Origin of the sequence: Roseimicrobium gellanilyticum (genome assembly GCF_003315205.1) — a bacterium.
GTDB classification, from domain to species: domain Bacteria; phylum Verrucomicrobiota; class Verrucomicrobiia; order Verrucomicrobiales; family Verrucomicrobiaceae; genus Roseimicrobium; species Roseimicrobium gellanilyticum.
Window position 1 is genome coordinate 98,776 of record NZ_QNRR01000013.1, and the last position, 24,141, is coordinate 122,916.

At 58.8% G+C, this 24,141-nt stretch carries 16 protein-coding genes; 10 read left to right on the plus strand and 6 right to left on the minus strand.

Annotated features, from left to right (window positions below; translation table 11 throughout):
* Nucleotides 1-59: 59 nt before the first annotated feature.
* Nucleotides 60-3,290, plus strand: coding sequence for a maltose alpha-D-glucosyltransferase (gene treS, locus DES53_RS26720; RefSeq protein WP_113961397.1), 3,231 nt, complete (start codon nt 60-62; stop codon nt 3,288-3,290).
* A 42-nt stretch (nt 3,291-3,332) separates the two neighbouring features.
* The gene (locus tag DES53_RS26725) at nt 3,333-3,566 is read left to right on the plus strand and encodes a DUF6429 family protein (protein WP_113961398.1); all 234 of its coding nucleotides are present in this window, start codon (nt 3,333-3,335) and stop codon (nt 3,564-3,566) included.
* A 371-nt stretch (nt 3,567-3,937) separates the two neighbouring features.
* Here DES53_RS26725 and DES53_RS26730 read toward each other — a convergent pair whose 3' ends face one another.
* From DES53_RS26730 to DES53_RS26740, 3 genes are all read right to left on the minus strand, one after another.
* Nucleotides 3,938-4,231, minus strand: coding sequence for a hypothetical protein (locus tag DES53_RS26730; RefSeq protein WP_170157437.1), 294 nt, complete (start codon nt 4,229-4,231; stop codon nt 3,938-3,940).
* Nucleotides 4,232-4,347: 116 nt separating this feature from the next.
* Nucleotides 4,348-5,001, minus strand: coding sequence for a hypothetical protein (locus DES53_RS26735; RefSeq protein ID WP_113961400.1), 654 nt, complete (start codon nt 4,999-5,001; stop codon nt 4,348-4,350).
* A gap of 157 nt (nt 5,002-5,158) precedes the next feature.
* Nucleotides 5,159-5,386, minus strand: a complete 228-nt coding sequence (locus DES53_RS26740) for a hypothetical protein (protein ID WP_113961401.1) — start codon at nt 5,384-5,386, stop codon at nt 5,159-5,161.
* 182 nt (nt 5,387-5,568) lie between these two features.
* Here DES53_RS26740 and DES53_RS26745 point away from each other — a divergent pair, with 182 nt between their 5' ends.
* The 5 genes from DES53_RS26745 to DES53_RS26765 all read left to right on the plus strand — a co-directional run bounded on the left by DES53_RS26745 (nt 5,569) and on the right by DES53_RS26765 (nt 11,956).
* Nucleotides 5,569-6,699: a protein arginine kinase gene (locus tag DES53_RS26745; RefSeq protein ID WP_113961492.1), complete on the plus strand. Its 1,131-nt coding sequence runs from the start codon at nt 5,569-5,571 to the stop codon at nt 6,697-6,699.
* Nucleotides 6,692-9,217 carry an ATP-dependent Clp protease ATP-binding subunit gene (locus tag DES53_RS26750; protein ID WP_113961491.1) on the plus strand — a complete coding sequence of 842 codons (2,526 nt, stop codon included), beginning with the start codon at nt 6,692-6,694 and terminating at the stop codon, nt 9,215-9,217. Before DES53_RS26745 ends, DES53_RS26750 begins: the two co-directional genes overlap by 8 nt.
* Before the next feature lie 170 nt (nt 9,218-9,387).
* Complete coding sequence (locus tag DES53_RS26755) at nt 9,388-9,963, plus strand: hypothetical protein (protein WP_113961402.1); 576 nt, start codon at nt 9,388-9,390, stop codon at nt 9,961-9,963.
* Nucleotides 9,964-10,044: 81 nt separating this feature from the next.
* Entirely contained in the window at nt 10,045-10,785 is a 741-nt protein-coding gene (locus DES53_RS26760) for an SDR family NAD(P)-dependent oxidoreductase (protein ID WP_245958278.1), read from the plus strand.
* A 151-nt stretch (nt 10,786-10,936) separates the two neighbouring features.
* Nucleotides 10,937-11,956, plus strand: a complete 1,020-nt coding sequence (locus DES53_RS26765) for a zinc-binding alcohol dehydrogenase family protein (protein WP_113961404.1) — start codon at nt 10,937-10,939, stop codon at nt 11,954-11,956.
* Nucleotides 11,957-11,966: 10 nt separating this feature from the next.
* Here DES53_RS26765 and DES53_RS33245 read toward each other — a convergent pair whose 3' ends face one another.
* Entirely contained in the window at nt 11,967-13,076 is a 1,110-nt protein-coding gene (locus DES53_RS33245; RefSeq protein WP_170157429.1) for a J domain-containing protein, read from the minus strand.
* A gap of 131 nt (nt 13,077-13,207) precedes the next feature.
* Complete coding sequence (locus tag DES53_RS26775) at nt 13,208-14,887, minus strand: Hsp70 family protein (RefSeq protein ID WP_113961405.1); 1,680 nt, start codon at nt 14,885-14,887, stop codon at nt 13,208-13,210.
* A gap of 270 nt (nt 14,888-15,157) precedes the next feature.
* Between DES53_RS26775 and DES53_RS26780 the strand changes: the two genes are divergently transcribed.
* Nucleotides 15,158-16,072, plus strand: coding sequence for a YceI family protein (locus DES53_RS26780; protein WP_113961406.1), 915 nt, complete (start codon nt 15,158-15,160; stop codon nt 16,070-16,072).
* A 512-nt stretch (nt 16,073-16,584) separates the two neighbouring features.
* Nucleotides 16,585-18,240, plus strand: a complete 1,656-nt coding sequence (locus tag DES53_RS26790; RefSeq protein WP_170157438.1) for a hypothetical protein — start codon at nt 16,585-16,587, stop codon at nt 18,238-18,240.
* A gap of 231 nt (nt 18,241-18,471) precedes the next feature.
* Here DES53_RS26790 and DES53_RS26795 read toward each other — a convergent pair whose 3' ends face one another.
* Entirely contained in the window at nt 18,472-18,891 is a 420-nt protein-coding gene (locus DES53_RS26795) for a GxxExxY protein (RefSeq protein ID WP_211325708.1), read from the minus strand.
* Nucleotides 18,892-19,507: 616 nt separating this feature from the next.
* On the opposite strand from DES53_RS26795, the gene DES53_RS26800 reads away from it, so the two are divergent.
* A complete protein-coding gene (locus tag DES53_RS26800) occupies nt 19,508-24,088 on the plus strand; it encodes an NACHT domain-containing protein (RefSeq protein WP_113961410.1) in 4,581 nt (1,526 codons plus the stop codon).
* The last annotated feature ends 53 nt before the right edge of the window (nt 24,089-24,141 follow it).

Sequence of the window (24,141 nt, forward strand, 5' to 3'; positions counted from 1 at the left end):
CCCATCTCCTAATCGCGATACACCCCCTTTCCGCGCTCAACCGCCTTCCACCCGCTCACATGAATGATCCCCTCTGGTTCAAGGACGCCGTCATTTACGAACTCCACGTCAAGACTTTCCAGGACAGTGATGGCGACGGCCTTGGCGATTTCCGCGGCCTCATCACGAGACTGGACTACCTGGCGGATTTGGGTGTGACGGCGATCTGGCTGCTGCCTTTCTACCCATCTCCACTCAGGGACGATGGCTATGACATTTCTGACTACTTCGCCATCAACCCCACCTACGGAACACTCGAAGACTTCCACCAACTCCTGGAAGAGGCACACAAGCGAGACCTGAAGATCATCACCGAACTGGTGCTGAATCACACCTCTGACCAGAACGTGTGGTTCCAGCGTGCCCGCAAGGCGCCCGCCGGATCACCCGAGCGGGATTTTTACGTATGGTCCGACGATCCGCGGAAATACAAGGAGGCCCGCATCATCTTCAAGGATTTCGAAACGTCCAACTGGACCTGGGATTCGGTGGCTAAGCAGTACTTCTGGCACCGCTTCTACTCGCACCAGCCGGATCTGAACTTCGACAATCCGGCGGTGCATGATGCGCTTTTCAAGGTGATCGATTTCTGGCTCGAAATGGGAGTGGATGGCGTGCGCCTCGATGCGGTTCCCTACCTCTACGAACGCGAAGGCACCAACTGCGAGAATCTGGACGAGACGCATGCCTTCCTGCGCAAGCTGCGCCAGCATGTGGACGGCAAGTTCCCCGGACGCATGTTGCTCGCGGAGGCGAATCAATGGCCGGAAGATGCGGTGGCGTACTTCGGCAAGGGGGACGAGTGCCACATGGAATTCCACTTTCCGCTGATGCCGCGCATGTTCATGTCGCTGCAGATGGAGGATCGCTTCCCCATCATCGACATCATGGACCAGACGCCGGCCATTCCGGACAACTGCCAGTGGGCCATCTTCCTGCGCAACCATGATGAACTGACCCTGGAGATGGTGACCGATGAAGAGCGCGACTACATGTACCGTGTGTACGCCAAGGATCCGCGTGCCCGCATCAACCTGGGCATCCGTCGTCGCCTCGCCCCACTGCTGGGGAACAACCGTCGCAAGATCGAACTCATCAACTCCCTGCTCCTCTCACTCCCCGGCACACCGGTGATTTACTACGGCGATGAAATCGGCATGGGAGACAACTTCTACCTCGGCGACCGCAATGGCGTGCGCACCCCGATGCAGTGGAACGCGGATCGCAATGCTGGCTTCTCCAAGGCCAATCCGCAGCAACTCTTCCTGCCTGTCATCATCGATCCCGAGTATCACTACGAGTCGGTGAACGTGGAGAATCAGCAGGGAAATCTTTCCTCGCTTTTCTGGTGGATGCGCCGCGTGCTTGGTGTGCGTCGTCAGTCCAGGGCCTTCTCCCACGGCAACCTGGAATTCCTGCATCCCGACAATGCGAAGATCCTCGCGTTCACCCGCAGGCACGAGGACGAGATTGTGCTGATCGTGGCAAATCTCTCCCGCTTCACGCAGTACGTGGAGATCAACCTCGCATCATATGCAGGCCTGGTGCCGGAAGAAATGTTCGGTCACACACGATTCCCGGAGATTCGCCAGACACCCACGCCATTCACGATAGGGCCACATGGATGCCTGTGGTTCACGCTAAAGCCATCCATGGCGTCCATTGCCGGAGAGGCTTCATGGATCGCGCCGGAGTTCGAAGAAGATCCTGAGTGGGGACCTTCGCTCAGAAAAGAGATCGAGCGCGAGCTTCTCCCAGGATTCCTGCCCTTGTGCCGCTGGTTCGGTGGCAAGGGACGTGTCGTGCGTGAGATGAAGGTCGTGCACCTCGTGCCGACCGACGTGCCGGAGGTTCGACTGGTGGTGGTGGAAGTCAGCTACACAGAAGGTCTGCCGGAGCGCTACCTCATGCCTCTCTCCATCACCGGAGGAGAGGAGGCACGCCAGATGCTGGACAACCTTCCCGCTGCCGTGCTGGCAAAATTCAAGAGCGGCGAAGTGCTCGCAGATGCATTCCACCTCGCGTCCTATCGCCTCTCGCTTCTGAATGCCATCACAAAAGGAACCAGAGGCAAACCGAAGGAGGACGTGTGCATTGTCGGCTCCAGCGCCGGCTCGGTGGCTTCGATGTTGGATGAGGCTACCACGCACACACGCGTGGTGAGCATCGAGCAATCGAACACCTCCATCGTATACGGAGAGAAACTGTTCCTCAAATTCTTCCGGAAGTACGAGGCTGGCATTCATCCCGACCTCGAGATGACACAGAAGCTGCAGGAGGCCGGCTTCGAGCAGGTCCCTGCCTACCTTGGCTCCCTGAAGCTTCAGGAGAATGGAAGCAGCGGCGCCGTGGCCATGCTGGGCAACTACATCCAGAATCAAGGCGACGGCTGGGCCTTCGCGCTTGATGCCGTGATGCGCTACTTCGACCGCGTGCTGGAAGCCAGGGCCACCTCTTCCCAGGCCACCACGGATGACTTGATAGGCGGCGTCTTCCCCGGACGCGCCGGTCAGCTCGGCACCATGACCGCGCGCATGCATCTGGCGCTGCTGGCCTTGGGTGAGTCATCGGAAGATTTCGCTCCAGAGCCCTTCAGCATGCTCTACCAGCGCTCGCTTTATCAGGCGATGCGCGGCGCGGCGGGACGAGTGCTGCGCAAGATGCAGATGTGCGGCAACGAATTGCCGGAACATGTGCGTGAGGATGTGCAATTCATCCTCGCCTCCAAGGACACCCTGCTGAATGCGCTTTCACAATTCCTTGAGCACAAGATCTCAGCACTCAAGACACGCACGCATGGCGACTTCCATCTTGGCCAGGTGCTCAACACCGGGAAGGAATTTGTGGTGATCGACTTCGAAGGGGAGCCGAGCCTCTCGATGGGCGAGCGCCGCCTGAAGCGCTCACCGCTACGTGATGTGGCGGGCATGCTGCGCTCCTTTGACTACGCAGCCTCCACCGCGCTAAAACAGGAACGCGAGGACGACGCCCGCTACCTGGCGTCTCACGCACGCACCTGGGTGAAGCACGTGAGCAATGAATTCCTCCGGTGCTATTTCAAGACTGCCGAAGGGGCTGCCTTCCTGCCTCCGGAAGAGAAGGACACACGCCTCATGCTCCGCATGTACATGATTGAGAAAGCCGTCTACGAAATCGGGTATGAAATCAGTTACCGCCCTTCCTTCGTGGACGTGCCCATTGGCGCAGTGAGGAGGATGCTGGAGGAGGAGACTGGAAATGACACCGATTGATGAAACAAGGTAGTTTGAGCTACGCTCGATCCCCTGCATAAAATGGGCTACGACGAAAACAAAATCGATGAGATGGTGCTCGCTCTACTCTACCTCACCTTGCATGAAGGTGATCGCGCCTGGAAAGGTCACGACTGGGATGCTCTCGACCGATTGCACAAGAAGGGAATGATCCATGACCCTGTGGGAGAGGCAAAGTCCGTGGTGCTGACTGATGAAGGGCTGAAGAAGTGTGCGGAGTTGTTTCAAAAGCACTTCGGGAGTTCGAACGGCTGACGAGATTCATCAGACGTTGTTGGGGAGAACTGTCAGTGCTTTTACGCCGAAGGCGTTGAACATTGTCTAGCCCAAGGTCAGCCTGCGAAGCAGGCGCCACCTTGGGTGAGTGGAAGAACCATGGAAACTCTGAAAGAGTTTCACAAAGACGCTGCCACGCCAGTTAAGACACCTTCTCCCCCGGCAGCGCATTTCTGTGGAACGCTTCCAGCGTTCGAGGATCTCTATGTCGCAACCCAAGGTGGCGCTTGCCGCTTTGCGGCGCAGCTTACCTTGGACTAGACAATGTTCAACGCCTTCGGCGTATTCCTGAGCTTGGCTCCAATTTTAGCTAGGATGGATCAAGCCCGGTGGAATTTTGGAAACTGACCTTAGAGTTCCGCATGCGTCTCCGCGATCTGGACCATGATCTCCGGTCCGCGCACTGGATTGCGACGCGAGGCATCGAAGCCAGGCCAGGTTGGACAACGCTGTTTGAGGTAGTTCCAAGATTCCTCACAGCGCTGGTAGTCCACACCTTCATACTGTTTCCCCGTCAGAAGGTACAACCGGTACAAAAAAGGATCATCCACCCGTTCATTTTTAGCTCGCAAGCATCCCATGACGATCTCATCAAACCCTTCGTCAGACCAGAATGGCGTCCCGCGGCACAGTTCCACGTTCATGAACGCCTCCTCCTCCTTCTGCAAACCGCGCGTGCTGGGGATCACTGCTGCCGGGTATAGCGGTGCTTTCCATCCCACCAGAGCCAGCAGCCTTTTCAGCACGGCACTCTTCGTGTTTACCTCACCACCTCGCACTTCACCACCAGCGTGCTCTTTCCATCTTGCAACGCAATGCGGTGCTCGCTGGTGGGAAGGCCCGCGGAGTAGATCAGGCTCTCCGTGGTCTTGAACTCCGGCTGCAGCACCTTGTTATCGGTGAGGATGCACTGCTTCTTGGCGTCACTGATGGGTGAAACGGCTTCCGCCCTGCTGCGACTGGTGAGGCTGGCGCTGGTGGTCGAGAGGGAACCCTGAAGCTCCAGGAAAGCGCCTTTGGGCTTGGCGGAAATTTTCAGCACGTCACCAATATCACGCGTGGCAAACGCCTTGGGTGTGGAGGGTGTCACTGGAAAAGCACCGCTCTTGCTGCCATCGCCCTGCCCCTCCTCCGGCCTCAAAGTCTCTGGGAGATCAAATTCCGTGGGGTAGATGAACTCACGCGTGGCGTTCACCACCACAACGCGCCCCGCCTTCGCAGTCACGGTGCCGAACTCGGTCAGCTCGCCATTCTCCTTCTCCAGGTGGGCGGTGATGCGGAACTGACGCGCCTTGAGGGGCGGGCCGTATTCCCACGCCTTGTATTGTTCGATGCTCACCGTACTCTCCGGCAGCGAAGAGCAGCTGCATAGGGTGAGCGCAAACGCGACAGCGAGACATGCGTGGAATTTCATGGGAGACTTGAGTGGCCGGACTGCAATCAGGGATCATCGAATCAGAAGCGCCGCGCTCCTTGCGAGCCGCCGTTCTACCGGACAAGCCTCCTTTTGTCGACACCAATCACTTCGCGCCAATCCAGCCCATCCGTGCCGCAGAATGAGCCAATTCATCTCAAACCAGACGGGCGGCATAGTCACCGCGCACACGCTGGTTGATGTAGGTGGCAAGCCCCTTTCCCCCTGTAGCCAGCTCTTTCATGGCTTCCACGTGTTGGGCGCCAGTCTTGGCATAGGTATAGCGATAAGTACTGCCGTCTTGGAACCGGATCGTGATGGATCTCGGCCCGGATTCAAAGGCCGCCACTCCCGTCTTTCCTCCCCGATGCACATAGCGTTTCATACTGGCCGACTGGTATGCCAGTGGAATCGCAAACTGGCATGCCAGCGGGTGGCTTGGCCCTGCCTTTTTCTGACCCGCAATTTCCCAGCAGAATCATTGACCTCGCTGCGCCAGATCTTCACAATTTCCTTTGAACCTCAAAGCCATTCTTGATTTCCTAATCGTAAGCAAGATTGATGCCCATGCGCTTCTCCACCCTCCTCAAAAACCCCGCTGACTGGATGCAGGGAACCGGTCCCCACTCGGACGTGGTGATGACCTCCCGCATTCGTCTGGCACGCAACCTGCGAAACTGGTCCTTCCCGGGCTGGTCCTCGGAGCGGCAGCGGGTGGATTTGATGAATGAAGTGCGCCCCGTAGTGGCCACGCTTCCGGAAATGAAAGACGGCTTCAACGAAGAGTACACCAATCTCACCAAGACCCGGAAACAGGTCCTGGTAGAGAGGCACCTCGTGAGCCGCGAGCACGCCGCCCGCTCCACCGGTTGCGCGGTGGTCATCGACCGGAAACAGAGCACCTCCATCATGATCAATGAGGAGGACCACTTCCGCATGCAGGGCATTCGCCCCGGGCTGGACCTGCGCACGGCCTATGAAATCGTGAATCGCGTGGACACCGAGTTGGAGGCCCACCTTCTCTACGCCTTTGACCAGCGGCTGGGCTACCTGACGGCCTGCCCCACGAATGTGGGCACCGGCATGCGCGCCTCTGTGATGCTGCACCTGCCGGCTCTCGTCCTCACGGAGCAGATCAAGCAGGTGATGAATGCGGTGAGCAAGATCGGGCTGGCCGTGCGCGGCCTGTACGGCGAGGGCACCGAAGCCCTCGGAAATCTCTTCCAGGTCTCCAACCAGCACACTCTGGGCGAGACTGAAGCGGAGCTTATCAACCGCATCGAAGGCGTGGCCGAGCACATCGTGCAGGCTGAGGTGAGCGCGAGGGACAAGCTCCTGCACGAAAGCCCCACCAATTTGCGCGACCAAGTGGGCCGCGCCTATGCCACGCTGCGCTTTTCACATATTCTGAATTCCAAGGAAGCACTGAACCACCTCTCCATGCTGCGCCTCGGGGCGGACATGGACCTCGTCACCGGCTGCGACCGCGGCTTGGTGGACATGCTTCTCCTGGCCATCCAGCCGGCGCATTTGCAGCTGGCGGCGGGCCGTGACCTTTCACCAGAAGACCGGGACATACGGCGGGCGGAAATCACCCGGCGCGTCTTGCAATCCGTTCCTGAGCCTCTTAACGTATCTATTGATAATGACCAAAGTGCGGATCCGTCCGCACCATCCCCTGACTCCGATGATGAATAATTTCACCCCACGTGCCCAGCAGGTGCTGGCACTCGCCCGCAAGGAGGCGGATCGGTTCAACCACAACTACGTGGGTACCGAGCATCTCCTCCTTGGTCTGATCAAACTTGGCCAGGGCGTGGCCGTCAATGTCCTCACCAAGCTGGGTGTGGACCTTGACTCGGTGCGCCTGCAGGTGGAGCAGCAGACCAGCGGTGGACCCGACACCAAGATGGTCGGGAACATCCCCTACACCCCGCGCGTGAAGAAGGTGCTCGCCCTCGCCTCCAAGGAGGCCAAGGCGCTGAACCACTCCTATGTGGGCACGGAGCACTTGCTGCTCGGCCTGCTGCGCGAAGGTGAAGGTGTGGCCGCCCAGGTGCTGCGCCAGCTCGACGTGAATCTCGAAAAGGCCCGCAACGAAATCCTCAAGGAACTCGACCCCAATCTCGGCGGCAGCGAGGAGGAAGAGGAAGAAGGTGGCGGCGGCGGCGAAAGCGCACCGTCCTCCGGCGGCTCCAAGAAGGAAAGCAAGACCCCGGCCCTCAAGGCCTTCGGTCGCGACCTCACGGAACTGGCCCAGAAAGGCGAACTCGATCCGGTCATCGGCCGCTCGAACGAAATCGAGCGCGTCATCCAGATCCTGTGCCGCCGCACGAAGAACAATCCCGTGCTCATCGGTGAAGCCGGTGTGGGCAAGACCGCCATTGTGGAAGGTCTCGCCCAGGAAATCGCCGCTGGGAACATCCCGGAAATCCTCCGGGACAAGAAGGTCATTGTACTCGACCTCGCCCTCATGGTCGCCGGTACGAAGTATCGCGGCCAGTTCGAAGAACGCATCAAGGCGGTGATGGACGAAATCCGTCGCACCAAGAATGTGATCCTCTTCCTCGACGAGCTGCACACCATCGTGGGTGCAGGCGGTGCGGAAGGTGCCATGGACGCGAGCAACATCCTGAAGCCCGCCCTCTCCCGCGGAGAGATGCAGTGCGTGGGCGCGACCACCCTGAACGAGTATCGCAAGTACATCGAGAAGGATGCCGCCCTCGAGCGCCGCTTCCAGCAGGTGAAGGTGGACGAGCCCAGCGTGGAGGACGCCATCAAGATTCTTCATGGCCTGAAAGGCAAGTACGAGTCCCACCACAAGGCCCGCTATGCACCGAAGTCCCTCGAAGCCGCGGTGAATCTCAGCAGCCGCTACCTGCCCTCCCGTTTCCTGCCGGACAAGGCGATCGACATCATGGACGAAGCTGGCGCCAAGGCCCGCATCTCCGCGATGACGCGCCCGCCTGAGCTGAAGACCATCGAGGCCGAGATCGAAGCGATCCGCGCCGAGAAGGAGGTGGCTATCAAGGATCAGGACTTCGAGAAAGCCGCCACCCTGCGCGACTCTGAAAAGAACGCGAAGAAGAAATATGACGACGTCCTGGAAGCCTGGCGCGCCAACAGCACGGAACGCACCGTGGATGTGAGCGAAGAGGACATCATGGCCGTGGTCAGCAAGTGGACCGGCGTCCCGCTCCAGCGCATGGAGCAGGCCGAGGCCGAGAAGCTGCTGAAGATGGAAGACGAGCTGAAGAAGCGCATCATCGGCCAGGACGAGGCCGTGGTTGCCATCAGCAAGGCCCTCCGCCGCAGCCGTGCCGACCTCAAGGATCCGAAGCGGCCGATTGGCTCCTTCATCTTCCTGGGCCCCACCGGCGTGGGCAAGACCTTCCTCGCGAAGAACCTGGCTGAGTTCATGTTCGGTTCGTCCGAAGCACTCATCCAGCTCGACATGAGCGAGTACATGGAGAAGCACACCGCGAGCCGCCTCATCGGCGCACCTCCCGGATACGTGGGCTATGAAGAGGGCGGTCAGCTCTCCGAGGCGGTTCGCCGCCGTCCGTACAGCGTGGTCCTCTTCGACGAAGTGGAAAAGGCGCACCCGGACGTGATGCACCTGCTCCTCCAGATCCTGGAGGAAGGCCAGATCACGGACAACTTCGGCCGCAAGATCGACTTCCGGAACACCATCGTCATCCTGACCTCGAACGTCGGTGCCGAAACCATCAAGCGCCAGACATCCCTCGGATTCGGCGCCATGGTGCAGGACGTGGCCGACCACGGTTCGATGAAATCCAAGGTGATGGAAGCCGCGAAGAAGTTCTTCAAGCCTGAGTTCATCAACCGCCTGGACGACATCGTGTGCTTCCGCATGCTGGAGAAGGAAGACCTTACCCGCATCGTGGACCTCGAAGTCAACAAGGTGCTGGCCCGCCTCAAGAACAAGCGCATCACGCTCACTCTCGAAGAGAGCGCCCGCGAGTTCCTGATGACGGAAGGCTACGACCCGCAGTATGGCGCCCGTCCGATGCGTCGCGCCGTGGAGAAGCACATCGAGGACCCCCTCGCCGAGCATCTCCTGCGTGGCGACGTGAAGGAAGGCGATACCGTGAAGGTGCTGCACGAGAAGGACGCCAAGGTGCTGAAGTTCATCAGCCTCGGCGAAACTCCTCCTCCCACAGAGGCCATCACCGCCAGCAGCGAGAAGCCGTAAGCTCTCTCAGTAAGCAACAAAACAATTCACAGTGAAAAAGGCACCGGGTAACCGGTGCCTTTTTCTTTGGGCTGAGAGTGCAACGACAGGGCACGCGGCTTGCCGACCGGTCACTTGCTATGCAGACTGATGATACTCCACCTCGCAGGCGAAATCCCTTCATACATCTCATGGCATTACCCAACACCATTCCAGCTCGCCTTGTCGCTGCGCTGAGTGAGGAGAACAGATGGCGCTTCGGCCTGGCCTGCTTTGTCCGCCAGTGTCCTACACTTCTCTATTTCGACAGCCTTGGAGTGGAAATCCCCACACACGAAGTCTCCAGCATGCGCTCATCCTCTGTTGAGCTTCTCTCGACTCCCGGGCAGAAACCAGACTGGCTCCCGGAATGGGCGCGAACTCTGGTACGTCAACTTGAAGAGAGCATGCCAGACCTGTCTGAAGGGGATCACCCGGCCTATGCCTTCACCGCTCTGTACTCCCAGGCAGCCGCAGTGGACGCCCTCAAACTCTCCTTCGAGATGAACCGGGACTCCATCAGCAATCTATGGTCTGCCACCGAGCAGGTAGTGGCCAGCTACCTGTACCAGGTTCTCCAAGTTAGCGAGGACGAGGAAGAGCATCCTTGGCTGGCCCGAGAAGCAGATTGGATGCTGGAGGTCGCGGAGGCAATCAATACTCCCAAGGCAGTGGCTCCGCTCCTCGTTCGTGCCAATGGCTTGCATCTGCATGCCCAGCCATTCTGAACCGGGCCGCTCCAACGCCCCGGCATTCCCCTTGCCACATCTCCCCGCACCTCCCAACATCGCGACATGCTTCCTTTCTCCTTGGAAAATCAAACCGCCATTGTAACGGGTGGTGGCACCGGCCTCGGTCTTGGCATCACCCGCTGCCTCGCACAGGCAGGTGCAAAGGTGGTGATCACCGGACGCCGTGAAGAGCTCCTTCAGCAAGCAGCGGCAGCGATTGGACCGCAAGTCATCCCGATGGCTGTGGATGTCACTGATAGCGCTGCACTGCCGCCCTTTGTGGATCGCGTGACCAGGGAAGTGGGAGCACCGGACATCCTGGTGAACAACGCTGGCATCCACGTGAAGAAGCCCGCACTGGAAATGACGGACGAGGATTTCAACAGCGTGCTGCACACCCACCTCACCGGTGCCTTCGCCCTCACGCGTGCCACCGCACCCGGTATGCTGGAGCGTGGCAAAGGAAGCATCGTCTTCGTGAGTTCCATGACGGCCTACATGGGCATGCCTCTGGTCGCTGGCTACGCGACTGCAAAGAGCGGCGTCATCGGGCTCGTGCGCACACTTTCCGCCGAGTTCGCTCCCAAAGGCGTGCGTATCAATGCCGTGGCTCCCGGCTGGATTGATACTCCCATGCTGCGCCGTGCCGTCAGCGCCGACTCGGAGCGCGAGCGCAAGATTCGCGGCCGCATTCAAATCGAAGGCTTCGGCGCCCCCGAAGACGTGGGCTGGGCCGTGGTGTATCTCTGCTCAGAAGCCGCCAAGTATGTGACCGGTGTCATCCTGCCGATTGATGGCGGCGGGCATGCGAGTTTTTAACATATCCCCGATTCTCGTATCACCTCGCGAACACGTTTGGTCCGACCATCGAGTATCGCCTCCGGGAGTGAGCCCTGGGAGCGCTGGCCTCTGGCCGGCGGCAGCTTGATTGTTCGTGCCATTATCGCCGTTAACCACTCATCACGATTCCATGCTCGCCCTCTCCCTCACCTCCGCACGCCAGTTCGCCTTCATCGAGCAGGAGGAGCCGACCTCACCCTCGGCAAATGAAGCTCTCATCCGTGTGCACGCCGTTGGCGTCTGCGGCACGGATGTGAGTGGTTATCTGGGCAAGATGCCGTTCATCCAATTTCCGCGCATCCTCGGCCACGAACTCGGCGTTGAAGTCGTCTCCGTGGGCGAAGAGGTGACCCATGTACACCCCGGCGATCGCTGCTCCGTGGAACCTTATCTCAACTGCGGCGCCTGCGCTCCTTGCCTCGCTGGCCGTACCAATTGCTGCGAAACACTGCAAGTACTCGGCGTGCACTGTGATGGTGGCCTCCGTCCGCTCATCAAGGTACCCGCGCACAAGCTGCATCCCGCGAACGACCTCGCCTTTGATCAACTCGCGCTCGTGGAGACACTCGCCATCGGCTGCCACGCGGTGAATCGTGGCGCTCCTCAATCACACGAGACAGTCCTCGTGTTGGGTGCGGGTCCCATCGGTCTGAGCGTCATCGAATTCGTCCGTCTCACAGGCGCCAGGCTGCATGTCATCGAACCCAACCCCGCACGACGAGCCTTCCTGCAAACAAACTACGGCATCGATGCGGCCCATGCCCATGCGCTTGTCGAGCCTGATGCCTTCTTCGGCGCCAATAGTGGTCGCGGCGCGGATGTCATCTTTGATGCCACCGGTCACCCCGGCAGCATGAGCCGCTGCTTCGAGTATGGGGCTTTCGGCGCTCGCCTCGTGTATGTGGGCATCACCTCCGAACCTGTCACGCTGCCTGACCCACTCTTCCATCGTCGTGAGCTTACCCTCATGGCCACACGCAATGCGGTGCCTACGGACTTCACACGCATCCTCGGGCTCATTCGCGATGGGCACATCAAGACCTCACCATGGATCACCCATCGTACTGGTTTCAGTTCCGTGCCGGATCAGTTCGACGCCTGGCTGCGCCCAGAAAGTGGTGTGGTGAAGGCAATGATCGAGATGGAGTGAGCCTGTCGCACTACCACCAGCTAGAGCACGCTTTGAGCAGCAGCAGCACGCTAAGCACTGCCAGCTTTCCCAGCCACGGAGAGAGGACTGGCCACCACTCGACCTTGTCGTGGTTCGCGAGCCTTTGAGCGGCAGCGTCCAGCTTCGCCCTTTCTCTCGCCGGCACGAGTGCGCGGATGACTTCGTAGCCATCCCACGAGGTGCCGCGATTCTCTCGCACCCATGACAGCGCCCCCTGCGCAGCGCGGCCATCCCAATCAACCGTCTCAGCGGCATCGGTCTTCTGCATGACCTGCCGCCAGAAGAGCTTGTGCGCCTCCGGCACGTCTTGAAAAATTCTTCCTCGTGCGAGGTCATCCTTCAATTCCTCCCGCAGCTTCTTCGCTTCAGCCTTCGGGATGAGTTCGCAAACCAGATCCACCATGTCCTTCGCCAGCAGCGCATCCCAATACACCACGGCGCGTGCGAGCTGCTGTACCACTCCCAACGCCTCCTCCCACGGCACCTGGCGCATCTCCATCACCAGCTCCTCCGCGAGCGCGATCAGGCGCGCCGTATTTCCCTCAGCATCCCAATGCGCGATGATTGCCGAAGGGATCTCCGCCAGCCCCTGCTCCATGCAACGCACCAGCCACGAGGAGGTCACAAAATCAGCAAACCATGCTGCGTCTTTCCCGAAGACCTCCCACACGGTCGCCGCCTCCTGATGCATGGGCATGCGGTCCACACGACTTTGCCGCACAAACGCCTGCCAGGCTGACTGCACGCTCTCGTGCCGGCCATCCACTTCAATCGCCTCACGCAGGCGATGCAACGCAGCATCCCATCCCACACTGGTCTGCTGATCCACGCGCTTCGGCATGCGTGGACCTGGCAAATCCTTGGGAAGCGACTCCCCCGCCTCCCCATGCACACGCCGCGTCTCCATGCCATCCTCAGGAATACCATCCACTTTTCGGATGCCATTCAGCGCCCGCTCATACGCCAGCCTCACCCGCCGAAACCCCTCGGGATCCTTATCCGGTCGATGGACCTTCAGCAGCCGCGCATAAGCAGCCTTCACATCCCGCTCGGTCGCGGTGTGCCGGTCCAGCACCAGTATCTGCCAGGGGTCTTCCATGCTTCTTGAGAGAGCAAGTCGAGGTCAGGAAACTCAGACACCAGCCAAGCGGAATCAGATCAAAATTCCAAGGGCAAAGATATGGCCCCGGGGTGATGAATAACACACCCACATAGGGCGGCATTCTGCAATCACTCCTCCTCCTGGAAGAATGGTCGCATGAAGGCATCCAGGTCTTCGCCAGCCTCATGGATCTTCGCGGCATCTTGTGTGTGCAGCGCGGCTTCGAACCGATCCATCAACGAGCTGAGTTGGTCCCGCATGCCACCGCTGAGTTCCACATAAAGACGGTTCGCACGCTCGATGCGGGCACGATTCGGCGGTGCCTCACGAGGATGCACCTTCAGGGGCTGCAGCAGGCGGATGGCCTCCGCGATCTGCTCTTTGCTGAGTGTTCCGGGCCGCTGTTCGAAGACTTCATTGAGCTTGCGTCCCGTGGCAGGAATCGTGACCTCCACCTCCAGGATGCCATTCATGTCATAGCTGAAGCGCACCTCAAACTCACCTGCGCGCGCCACTCCCGGCCGACTCTTCATGCCGTGGAAACGCACCTGGCCGATGAGCTGATTATCCTTCGTGAGGCGGCTCTCACCCTGATAGATCTTCAGCAGCACCTCATCCTGATCCGGATGCAGGGTGTGATACACCTCACTGCGGCTCACGGGCACGGTGGTATTGCGGTCCAGGATGGGCGAGAAATAACCCGGCTCCATATGCCCTGGCAGCAGCGGCTTCGTGACTTCCACACCCAGGCTATGCGGGCACACATCGGTCAGCACGAGATCGCGCACGGCAGCGTCACCCACGCACAGTGCCTGCTGCACCGCAGCACCCAGCGCGACCACACGATCCGGATCCAGCGAAGTATTCGGCGGCAGCTTCAGATCCTCGCGCAACTGATCAATCACCAGCGGCATGCGGCTCGCACCGCCCACCAGCAACACCGCATCCAGATGCTGCGGCGTCAGGTTCGCATCGCGCAGTGCACGACGCACCACCGGCCGCAGCCGCGCCGTGAGTTCCACCGTGGCCGTGCGGAAATCATCACGAGAGATAGGCGCCTCTTTGTCACCTAGTGGAAAGGTCGCATGCTCTTCCTTCGTGAGTTTGCGCTTCAGCATCTCCACCTGCTCGCGCCAGCGGAGTTTCTCCTCCTCCTTCGGTTTCCAGTGGAATTCATTCTGGATCCACGCGGCAAAAGCGTCCGTGTAATCTTCCCCACCGAGACGGCTCTCTCCGGCAGAGGACTTCACCTCCACCACCCCCTCGAAGCACTCCAGCACCGTCACGTCGAACGTCCCGCCACCAAGGTCGAAGACCATCAGCGTATTCAGCTCCGTGGTCGCACGGAAGCCATGGGCCAGCGCCGCCGCCGTGGGTTCATTCACCAGGCGGTCCACTTTGAGCCCGGCAATCTTCGCCGCCTCCACCGTGGCCTGACGCTGCTGGTCATGGAAATACGCCGGCACCGTGATCACCGCGCTCTCCACCGGCTTCCCCAAGCGCAGCTCGGCGATGCGTTTCATCTCCTTCAGCACCACCGCACTGCACTCCACCGGCGTCCAGCGACGCCCACCAAAGCGATAACTCGCCGCCGTGCCCATCTCCCTTTTGAAAAAAGCACGCCCCGATTCCGGCGCCACGATGAGGCGATCCTTCGCCGCACGGCCCACCAGCAGCGCACCATCCTCAGCCACCGCCACCGCGGAGGGCGTCAGGTCCTCCCCCGCCTCATTGGCCAGGGTCACGGGAACGCCATCCTTCATCACAGCCACAAGGCTGTTCGTGGTGCCAAGGTCGATGCCAATCATGTACGTGCGGAAACGATATGCAAAACCCTACGCTCACGCACCAGTAAAAAGTAGCGCAAACAGGGGAATTCACGAACCCCCATCCCTCTCACGCACAGGTCATCTGAGATAACCGTCCCGCGAAACGGGACAGAAAGCAAAAAAGGGTTCGGCTCCATTTTCCAAACGACAACTCCACCATTGCAAATCGCCTCTCACCGCCACGGCAGGTGCGTATTCGTACTAGTCGCCTCTTGTCCCTTATCCCCTTTCCCTTGTCCCTCCCTTCCCATGAGCACCACCATCACCCCCGCCGTGCTGCAGGATCTCCGCACGCAGCACCCGAACCTCCTCCTCCTCGATGTGCGCCTGCCGGAGGACTTCGCTGAAGGCCACCTTCCCGGCGCGGTGAATCAGTGTGTGTATGAAATGGTCTTTCTCCCGGAGCTGGAGAAGCAACAGCTGGCGAAAGACCGGCCCATCGCCGTGTACGGAGCCGCGGAGAGCAGTCTTGAGTCCCAAGTCGCCGCGGAAAAACTCGAGCGCGCTGGATTCACCAACGTATTCGACTTCCGCGGCGGCCTCGCAGCATGGGTCGCTTACGGCTTGCGCCTGGAGAATGTCCTGCCCCCAGCCGCGCCTCCTGCCATCAGGAACGGCACCCACGCCCTCGACCTCACGGAGAGCCGCGTCGTTTGGGTGGGGCGCAACCTCATCAACAAGCACTGGGGTCAGGTGGCCATCCGCAGTGGAGAAGTCGTGTTTGAAAATGGAAGCGTCGCCCGCGGAGAAGTCGTGCTGGATCTGAAGCGCATCACCTGCAGCGACCTTGCCGGCAGCGACCTCCACGATGTCCTCATCGCGCACCTGGAGAGCGATGACTTCTTCGACGTCGAGCGTTTCCCCGAGGCCCGCTTCACCATCGAGCGCACTGAGGTGTGCGCCGACTGCCCCGGCAGCCGCAATCTCCGACTCCACGGCGCGCTCACCCTGCGTGGCATCACTCACCCCCTCACCGTCGAAGCCGCCGCCGGCCTCACCGATGAAGGCAAAGCCGCCCTGCAAACCACCTTCACGATCGACCGCACGAAGTGGGGCATCCTCTACGGCTCCGGAAAATTTTTCCAACGCCTCGCCGGACACCTCGTGAATGACGAACTCGAGCTCCAGGTGCGTATCCTCACCAAAGAGGCAGTGCAAGACTAACCGCAAAAAAGACCGGTAGGGGGCTGCTGCGTCGGCCTCCTTACTTTTGCGTGCGGAGGCGGCGTGGAACTGCCAAGGAATAGCCGCAAAAAGACGCAAAAACACGGTAGAAGGTTTCTCCAGAAGCCTTGCCCCCTCAAGGTTCGGGGACACTCTTGTCCCCAGCTCGCCCCATCCGGAAAGCACCCGACAGGCGCCACTCGGAAGAGCCGTCCCGCGAAGTAGGACAAAGCAACGCAAAAACACGGTACAAGGCTTCTCCAGAAGCCTTGTCCCTCAAGGATCGGGGACACTCTTGTCCCCCGCGCGCGCACGACTCACACCCAGGACCACCCCCCTTTGTGTTCTTTGCGTTCTTTTGCGGCCATTCCAAATCGCACCGCACCACCCGCCCGCAGCGCCGCGTTCACCCACCGTCGCACCGCTTACCGATCACCGTCGCACCGGACGCTTCCCATCCCCTCGCGACTCCGCTAAGATAGTCCGCGCACCACCGAACCAAGGAGGCCCCCATGCACCGCCATCCCACCCGTGCCCTGCCGACTGCTCTTTCCGCGCTATTGCTCTTGCTCTTCCTGCTCGGCGCCACGCTGGCAATCCCCACCGCCGCCCTCGCGCAATCCGGCCGACGCAGCGTCCAGCCAGCCCAGCCCGTGCCACCCACCCCAGTGCGACCCGCCACGGCCATCCCCGCCAGGCCCGTCACCATCACCCCGGCCCAGCCGGCCGTGAGTAACCGGGCCACCACCATTCCCTCCACCTCCGTCATCAAGCCGGGAGGGACCAAGCCCGTCATCCCCGGCGTGACCTACCCGGTCATCAAGCCCACGAAACCCGTCATCACGCCTCCAGTCGTCACCGGCAATCGCGGCGTCGTGCTTCCGTCGAAGCCGGTGAAGCCCGTCCCACTGCCGCATCCGGTTCCGCACCCGCATCATCCTCATCCTCACTACCCGGTCTACCCCTACTACCCGCAGTACCCCATCGTCGTCATCCCCAGCTATCCCTCCGCCTACATCGGACCGGAAATCGTGAGCGTCACCACCTACCCCACGGAGGACGAGGGAGCGAATGTCCCCTCTCCAGCGCCACCGCAGGGACAGGGGCAGGGGCAGATGCAACCCGGCGATCCCGCCGCGCTCCAGCGAGACGCCGCCACACCCCGCCTCATCGCCATCTTGGGACGCATTGAGCGGGTGGAGACCTCCCTGCCCTTGGGGTCCACGGGCGCAGGCGTCGTCGTCACGCAAGCCACCGGCCGCGATGGCGACCAGCTCTGCATCGGCGTGGCCACGCTCACCACGTACTACAACCCCGACCCGGACCACCCCCCCGAGGCCATGGCCCGCGGCACCTATTTTGGAAGCCGTTGGGATGGCGACACCTGGCACACCTCCGCCACCGGCCTCTGGTCGCGCGGCCCCGTGACCCGCCAACCCATCTTCACCCTGCACGAGGTGCTGCCCAGCGCCTTCCCCTTCGAGGTCGCCCGCCCCGGCCACCGCATCACCTCCCTGCGCATGGCCATCGCCCTCGCCAGTGACTCCTCCTCGTCCTCGCCCGCAACTGCATCCCGAGCTTCCACCACTTCCACTCTTCCCTCCCAGAAACGCCACCTCACCATGGCCGCCAGCCTGCGGCGTCGACTCCAGGAAAGCACCGAGCCCGTCCCCCTGACCCCTTCCCCCGACCATCTTGCTCCTGCTCCTGCCCTTGCTCCCGGCTCTCCCTCCGAGACCTACCTCGGCAACGCCCATTCCCCCTTCGGCCAGGCCCTCGCCGACTCCCTCCAGGAACTCCTCACCACCGCCTCCCTCCCGCAGCCCTCAGTCTCAGGCTATCAACCATCGACCAAAAACCATCAACCAGCAGCCGGCCTCCAACTCCTCGGCTCCGCCGAATGGACCCTCCCCCTCACCGACCTGCGGGACATCATGACCGGCTGCCCTCGCTTCACCACCATCCCCCTCCCCGCCGATCTCCAAACCGTCCGCACCCGCGACACCTCCCCCAGCCCCGTCTGGGTCCGCCCGTTCCGGATTGAGGTGCCAGCTCAGTCGGAAGCTTCTTCAGGCCATCAACCATCGACTCTCAACCATCAACCAGCAGCGACCTACCAAGGCGAAGTGTGGTTCCTGATTGTGCCGGATGGGGCGTTGCGAGGATAGTTGGAGCCAACCGCAGATTTCGCAGAGGACTCAGATGGTTCAGAATTCATCTGCGATCTCTGTGTCATCTGCGGTCAGAAGGATCTTCGAAGCGCTTGGAGCCAACCGCAGATTTCACGGAGGACTCAGATGGTTCAGAACTCATCTGTGCTCTCTGCGTCATCTGCGGTCAGAAGGACCTTCGAGAGTAATTGGGGCGAACCGCAGATTTCGCGGAGGACGCAGATGGGATCAGAATTCATCCGTGCTCTCTGTGTCATCTGCGGTCGGTCGAGAATTCGACACTCGCCGGATGCCGAGTTTGGCGTGTTTGAAGTTGAGAAGAAGGGCAGTTTTCAGTCCCGTGATATTCAAATAGCCGAGCATCTGGGCGATGTGAGAATCATTGAAAGCCGTGACGACCTTGGGATCGACGATCAGGCGATTCTCGACAATGAGATCCGGAATGAGAGTGCCAATGAGCTTGCCATCGTAATACACATCGTGGCTCTTTTGCTGGTCGCACTTCACCCCTTGCTTGCCCAGTTCAATCACCAACGCACGCTCATAGAGCTTCTCGTCCAGTCCCGGACGCAAGGTGTTGAGCACCTTCATTGCGGCTCCAATCACCACCTGCGTCAGCTCCACATTATCTGCGATCATCTGAGTCATCTGCGGTTAAAATGAGGAATTTGCGCCCATGGAACCATTGAAACAAGCGTTAAGTTTGGGACTACCGCAGATGTCGCGGAGGCTCAGATGGGAAGCTGAATCCACTGGGAAATCAGTGTCATCTGCGGTTCATCCCCTACCCCATAAGCAGGGACTTGGGCAACTGCAGATTTCGGGAAGGGCGCGGATTTGGACGCCGCGGGCGTCGGCGGAATGGATTCACGCTGAGGGCAGCATGAGCCACTTTAGGGTCCGGCTGCCCCCGCTTCACCACCATCCCCTCTCCGCCGATCTCCAAACCGTCCGCTCCCGCGACACCTCCCCCGCCCTCTCTGGGTCCACCCGTTTCGGTGCCGTCAAATTGAGTATGAGGCTCTCGTCCATCAATTAAATACAGTTTCTCCACCAACTAACATATTTTTCTTGCTGTTTGCTCCGCAGATGCTCTACAAGACGCCCGACGTAAACGCTATTGGCGGACATCTCCGACATGCCCGAATCGAATAAATATCGCCTTCCCATTCGAACCTAGGGTTGCTCGGATATGTCCTCGAGTGCCGCAGCCCTCGATCATTGTTTCTCCACACAATAATTCACGTCTACCGCATCCCTTTACATGAGCTTGGAACTCACATTTAAGAATGTCTGTACTACAATCAAAAAGCAGGGAAAGGATGATGCCAAAATAATTGAGGCTGTCGACAACCTCATTGGCCTTGCTCTCATTTGTTCTCCTGTGGTGCTCGGGCCAGCGGCCGCTGCGCTTTTGCCAACTCTAGCCGTAAAAAATGAGCTCGTGAAAATCGGTAAGAGCGTCTTCGATAAACTCACAAAGAAAAAAGACGAGGACTACCTGCTGCGCTACGAAACCATGCGTATGGCATACGGTTTGGTGGTGTTCACGTCGTTTTTTGACGCGCTAGACGCTCGCATTTCCACAGCACTCCGCAAGGAAATCGGACTATTGGATTCTGAAAAAGCGTTTCTAGCAAAAGAAGGTGTGAAGAAATCTTCGACTCACAAGCAGTGCGAACTGGTCTGCGAAGCTCATGATTCGCCAGTATCAACAGTAGCGTTGGCATTCCCCCATCCCACAGAAACGCTTGCCGATCAATGCGCGAGGCAGCGCAAACTCTGGAAGCAAATGTCCCAAGGGTTCCTAGAGTTTGTGCAGAAACTCGCGTTTTGGGAGGATGCCGGAGAAAAGAATCAGGCAGCCCTAGTTGCTGGATTAGAAAAGCTTGAAGATGAGGCGGCGACACGATTCGAGGCGCAGTATTTCGAACTGGCACGCAAATTCGAAGACTTTGCAGTCTGGGCCAATTTGCAAGCTCACAAGGGGACAAAAGCCTTGATTGGTGAACTGTCCGACTATGTGAAGCAGCATGCAAAGATCAGTGCAGGAAGCGAAAAAAGCATCGACGTCGGATTCACTAAACTGCGTCATGCAGTCTTAAGTATTCCCGAGACATTGCGAACTGAGCAAGCAACCGAAATAGCTGAGAGCTTCAACAGGCACTACCAAGCGCGAATCAATGAACCCATCATTGAGGACAAGGACATAGGCGACGAGAATGCGCCACGTCTTTCTTTTCCAAAGGTTTGCGACGCCTTTGTTCCTCAAGCGTTCAGAGTGCTCCGGCAAGCGAGTAGCAAGACCCGCAGACTTGAGGATGAGGCAACATGGAACGCCTTGCAAAGACGAGGTGACTTGGGTGCATTTTTACTAAGCTACCTCACTTCACCATACAGTACCGAAGCACCTCTGTTGATACTAGGGCATCCCGGAAGTGGAAAGTCGCTGCTCACAACGATTCTCTCTGCTCAGTTGATGTCCCGGCATTTCACCGCGATTCGTGTTCCCCTTCGCGAAGTAAATGCGGACGCCGACATCCAGACTCAGATCGAAGAATTCATCAAGCGAATTAGTGGCGTGAGCTTTGATTCGTGGATCAAGCTCAGGTCACTTTTCAAAAATTGTCCCCCGGTCGTAATTCTCGACGGCTATGACGAACTTCTGCAAGCGAGCGGACAGGTGTTCGCGAGCTACATCATGGAGGCACAGCGGTTCCAGCAACATCAAACCGAACAAGGATGGCCGGTGCGAATCATCATAACCAGTCGAGTAACGTTGATCGACAAGGCAGCCGTTCCCCCGGGCTCCACCATCGTTCGGCTTTTGGAATTTGACGAGTATCAGCGTGATTGCTGGTCGGTCATCTGGAACAAGGCCAATGCAGCCTATTTTCGTGACGCAAAAATAGAGAAGTTCGCGCTGCCCCCTGCGGAAGACAAGGGCGCGGAGAAAATCTTGAATCTCGCAGAGCAACCACTGCTGCTTCTTATGCTCGCGCTGTATGATTCGCAGGGCAATCAACTTCGAACAAGCAAAGGCCTCGACCGCACGAAACTTTATGATAGCCTATTGCGACGTTTTGTAATTCGCGAACGCGGCAAGGAAAAAGGCTTCAGTGACGAGAAGGCAAAGGAGCGAGACAAAGCCCTTTCCACTGAAATGCAGCGGCTTGGCGTGGCTGCCTTGGGTATGTATAATCGTCGAAAGGTTCACATTCTCTCAGCGGAACTTGATGATGATCTTGCGTTTTTTAAGCTTGAGCGCGAGGTGGCAGCAAAGTCCGGAAAAGCACTGAGCCAGGCCGACCTCCTTCTGGGAAGCTTCTTCTTTGTACACAAATCGAAAGCTCAACATAGCAGCGGCGCAGAGGATACTCATGAAGAAACCTCTGCATTTGAGTTTCTTCACAACACCTTCGGTGAGTTCTTGACCGCAGACTTCATAGTTCGTCGCGCTGTCGCCCAAGTCCAAGCCCTGCGGGCCGCCGAGGCGACTGAAGCCCTTCGATCGATGATGGACAAAATGATGGGAACCGCGGACGGATTTGAAAGGGATTGGTTTGCCAGCTTAGTTTACACCCCATTGTTCACCCGCCCAGTTATTCTGGAGATGATCCGCGAATGGGCACCTCATGTGCTGAAGGAACACACCCTATCGGAGGGTAATTTTGTCGAAACATTAGATAAAATCGTTTTAAACCAAACCAAGCGTTTGCTTAGCAAACGAGAGATGCCGCAAATCATGCGGAAAGAGACGGCTCAAGAGGGATATCGCGTGCCGTTCGGAGATCATCCACTGGTGGGGCACGTGGCCATCTACAGCATCAATCTAGTTCTCCTCCGGTTGGTTTCTGGCAAAGCACCGCTTGTTTTTGAGGAGTGCGAGATTGCAAGCCACGAGGATGGAACCCGACCATGGGACCGACTGGTGCATATATGGCGGTCGTGGTTTTCCTTGGGGAATCTTAACGGACTAACTGCGCTAATGATCGCGGACCGAAGTGAAGAGAGCATCAAAATTGCGGCCAAAGACAGATTCCAAGCGGCGGAATCGGCAGGCAAACTACAAGAGTTCTACAATGTTGCTCTTTCCTTAGGCGACGAAGTGTCGGCGTGCATTGCAGGTTACTACCTGTTCGATCCGATGACTGCATCACCTGAGGAACTAGATAAGCTCGAAAGAATGATGCACTCGGAAGGACTAGACCTTGGCATTCGAGCGCTGTTAGCAAAGTTACATTTGTTGGCGCGGCATTTCGATGAGTCGCCTCACGAATTTTTTGAACAGGGGCGCCGGGCACTAGACCAAGCAATGCGAAGCGGTAGGAATGAGCAGATTGAATCTATTTGTCAGGTTGTTGCGCGCGCAATAGAAGACAGCGATTTGCGCAGATATCGGGGTATAGAAACCCGCCGGTTTTTTCGCGACTTCTTTGATCCTACTTTTGCGGTGGATCTGGCACTGCGTGATCCGAGAGCCGCGAGAATTATTTTTGACTTGGGCAAGCGGCTCAACGATTCCAGTTGGGTAATTGAATTCTCCAGGCGTTTCGCGGATCCACGACTCTTATTAGAAGTCAGCGAGCGCTTTCCAAGGGAAGCGTTGGCCTACTTCCAAATCTTTCGCCAATTAGGTGGCGGGCGCTTCCTCATGGAGTCGGTCAGTCGCCGCATGGACCCGGAGTTGATTGACCGCTTGTTTCACCCTCGCCATTTGTTGGGACTAATCGAGCGCAACCCTGAGGAAGCGTTGGCCTATCTCCAAGTCCTTCGCGATCTGGGTGGTGGTCGCGACTTCGAGGAGTTTGTCAGTCGCCGCATGGACCCGGAGTTGATTGACCGCTTGTTTCACCCGCAACATTTGCTGGAACTTACCGAGCGCAACCCAGAGGGAGCGTTGACCTATCTCCAAGTCTTTCGCGAGTTGGGTTACGGGCGCTACTTCGAGGAGTTTGTCAGTCGCCGCGTGGGCCCGGAGTGGATAGACCGCTTGTTTCACCCGCGCCATTTGCTGGAACTCGCCGAGCGCAACCCAGAGGGAGCGCTGGCCTATCTCCAAGTCCTTCGCGAGCTGGGTGGTGGGCGCTACTTCGAGGAGTTTGTCAGTCGCCGCATGGACTCGGAGTTGATTGACCGCTTGTTTCACCCGCAACATTTGCTGGAACTCTCCGAGCGCAGCCCAGAGGGAGCGTTGGCCTATCTCCAAATCCTTCGCGGGCTGGGTGACGGGCGCTACTTCGAGGAGTTTGTCAGTCGCGGCATGGACCCGGAGTGGGTTGACCGCTTGTTTCACCCGCGCCATTTGCTGGAACTCTCCGAGCGCAACCCAGAGGAAGCGCTGGCCTATCTCCAAGTCCTTCACCAGCTGGTTGGTGGACGCTACTTCGAGGAGTTTGTCAGTCGCCGCATGGACCCGGAGTGGGTTGACCGCTTGTTTCACCCGCGCCATTTACTGGAACTCTCCGAGCGCAACCCAGAGGGAGCGTTGGCCTATCTCCAAGTTCTTCGCGGGCTGGTTGGCGGGCGCTACTTCGAGGAGTTTGTCAGTCGCCGCGTGGACCCGGGATTGATAGAGTACTTTTTTAAACCTCGTTTTGTTTGGAGGGGAGCGTATCTCCGGACAGGGCCGGTGGCCGTGAGGTTGACTTTGGTCAGACTTTTAAACTCGAAACTGCTGGCGGAGAGACTGGCCGAAGCGATCGGAGATGGGCTTCATTCTGGAAGCGTGAACCGCGACCAATTGTCACTCCTTCCGATTTCAGCTCTATCCGACATTCACTGGCTGACAGAACAAACTAAGAGTCCCAAGCTCAGGGAAGCTCTCTCTGAAATGCACATCTAAATCACTCGGCTCGCTCATTGAACAAAGCAGATACCCACGATTATTTTACTTGT

Excerpts from the sequence above, each read along its gene's own strand:
- DES53_RS26795 (WP_211325708.1), bottom strand. The coding sequence starts at position 18,891 with ATGACTCAGATGATCGCAGATAATGTGGAGCTGACGCAGGTGGTGATT.
- DES53_RS26750 (WP_113961491.1), top strand. The coding sequence starts at position 6,692 with ATGAATAATTTCACCCCACGTGCCCAGCAGGTGCTGGCACTCGCCCGC.
- DES53_RS26725 (WP_113961398.1), top strand. The coding sequence starts at position 3,333 with ATGGGCTACGACGAAAACAAAATCGATGAGATGGTGCTCGCTCTACTC.
- DES53_RS26740 (WP_113961401.1), bottom strand. The coding sequence starts at position 5,386 with ATGAAACGCTATGTGCATCGGGGAGGAAAGACGGGAGTGGCGGCCTTT.
- DES53_RS26765 (WP_113961404.1), top strand. The coding sequence starts at position 10,937 with ATGCTCGCCCTCTCCCTCACCTCCGCACGCCAGTTCGCCTTCATCGAG.
- DES53_RS26755 (WP_113961402.1), top strand. The coding sequence starts at position 9,388 with ATGGCATTACCCAACACCATTCCAGCTCGCCTTGTCGCTGCGCTGAGT.
- DES53_RS26730 (WP_170157437.1), bottom strand. The coding sequence starts at position 4,231 with ATGAACGTGGAACTGTGCCGCGGGACGCCATTCTGGTCTGACGAAGGG.
- DES53_RS26800 (WP_113961410.1), top strand. The coding sequence starts at position 19,508 with ATGAGCTTGGAACTCACATTTAAGAATGTCTGTACTACAATCAAAAAG.
- DES53_RS26735 (WP_113961400.1), bottom strand. The coding sequence starts at position 5,001 with ATGAAATTCCACGCATGTCTCGCTGTCGCGTTTGCGCTCACCCTATGC.
- DES53_RS33245 (WP_170157429.1), bottom strand. The coding sequence starts at position 13,076 with ATGGAAGACCCCTGGCAGATACTGGTGCTGGACCGGCACACCGCGACC.
- DES53_RS26780 (WP_113961406.1), top strand. The coding sequence starts at position 15,158 with ATGAGCACCACCATCACCCCCGCCGTGCTGCAGGATCTCCGCACGCAG.
- treS (WP_113961397.1), top strand. The coding sequence starts at position 60 with ATGAATGATCCCCTCTGGTTCAAGGACGCCGTCATTTACGAACTCCAC.
- DES53_RS26775 (WP_113961405.1), bottom strand. The coding sequence starts at position 14,887 with ATGATTGGCATCGACCTTGGCACCACGAACAGCCTTGTGGCTGTGATG.
- DES53_RS26745 (WP_113961492.1), top strand. The coding sequence starts at position 5,569 with ATGCGCTTCTCCACCCTCCTCAAAAACCCCGCTGACTGGATGCAGGGA.
- DES53_RS26790 (WP_170157438.1), top strand. The coding sequence starts at position 16,585 with ATGCACCGCCATCCCACCCGTGCCCTGCCGACTGCTCTTTCCGCGCTA.